Origin of the sequence: Catalinimonas alkaloidigena, from assembly GCF_900100765.1 — a bacterium.
In the GTDB taxonomy this organism is placed as follows: Bacteria; Bacteroidota; Bacteroidia; order Cytophagales; family Flexibacteraceae; genus Mooreia; species Mooreia alkaloidigena.
Window position 1 is genome coordinate 1 of the sequence record NZ_FNFO01000032.1, and the last position, 1,541, is coordinate 1,541.

The 1,541-nt window shown below is 61.7% G+C and carries 1 protein-coding gene; it reads right to left on the reverse strand.

Features of this window, described 5'->3' with window-relative positions; genetic code table 11:
- Window positions 1-1,541: vitamin K epoxide reductase family protein (locus BLR44_RS28400; protein WP_089688886.1), on the reverse strand; the 1,541-nt coding region annotated here is incomplete at both ends.

Below are 1,541 nucleotides of genomic sequence, written 5' to 3' on the forward strand. Positions count from 1 at the left end.
TACTCGTCCCAGCCGCCGTACGTTTCGGTGACGTTGCCGCGCGGAAGCGCCAGGGCCGCTACGGCCAGTCCGGCAACGGTACAGACCAGATCGAACGCCACGCCCCCTTCGAAAAACCAGGGCAGTGCGGCCACGGCCAGCCCGATCGGCACGTTCAGGTAGCGCCCGATGCGCACCACTTCGCCCATGCAGATGACGGCCACCACGACGATCAAGGCGCCGCCGCCGTGCGCAATGTCGGCCGCCGTGGTTTCGATGTCGACGCCGAAGAGGCCCGGCGCAGCGATCAGAAAGATGCCCAGCACCGTCGAAGCGACCAGCGTCCAGGGGGCGCTCATGCCCCAGATCGAGGCCCAAAAGACCTTGCCCGGCTTTTCCGAAAGTTCCATCAACGCGGGCGAGCGTTGATCCATTTCGCCCTCTTCCAGCGTGCCGCCTTTCCAAAACGCCTCCCACATGGATTGGCCTTTCTGCTTCGCTTTTTTCAGGTACTGCCCCATCGCCACCACTTCGTCGACTTCCAGCGGCAGCATCGGCAGCATAATGGCGGCGGCCAGCAGACACATCGAGCACCAGTGGCCCACCAGAATGGGCTGCGACATCACCAGAAAGATGTGCACGAGGCCCAGCGGAATCACCAGAATCCCGAAAAACGTCACCATCCAGGGCATCGTACGCCAGCGGGCCGGACCGCCCATGAAGCCCATCAGAAACTCGAACGTGTAGGCCAGGCTCCCCAGCGCGCCGTCGGAAACGGGCAGACTGTGCGACATGTCGGAGTTGAGGACCAGCCGACTTCCTTCCACAAAAAACGGGTCCCAGACGTGATCGATGTAACCGAGTTGAAACGCGGCCAGGTAGCGCGACACCACAAAGCCAACAAACCCCAGCACGATCATGATCCACCGCTGCGGCCAGCTCGATGGGTTGTAGCTCCAGCCGGGAGGCGTCTGCGGCCCCATTTTCATGTACATGATCATGTTCGGCATGCCCGGAATCAGGATGGTCAGGGAAATAACCAGCATGCCGACCAGCGTATTGTTCAGGTAGGCGGCCGCCGTCGGTGCCCAGAACACGACGGGCGCAATGCTCAGCCAGACGCCGACGAAACAACAGATCCAGAGACTGACGGGGCGGTTGGGGCGCAGGCCACGCCACCCGAAGACGATGAGCAGCACCCCGCTGATGATGTCGCTCCAGGTCATGGCCGCGATGCGTTGCGACAGACTCAGCCAGACACTCCGCCCGCCACTGGGCTCGACCGTCCCGACGCTGTGGCTGAACGTAACCGGCGAAAGGACCATCCAGCACCCCAGCATCACGATCAGCCAGTAGACCCATAAGGTCTGCATGTGGTGCATGTGCAGCATTTCGTTGCGCTGCTCCGGCTTCATCATCATGTGGTGTTCGTGCCCTTCGCCTTTAGCGTGCGCGGGCTGGTCGTGATCTTCTGACGGAGAGAATTTTTTCTTGATTTCCTGTTCGGCCATCGGACGGGTCACGCCGCGCATGGCCATGCCGCTGTGGTCGTGTTTTTTCAT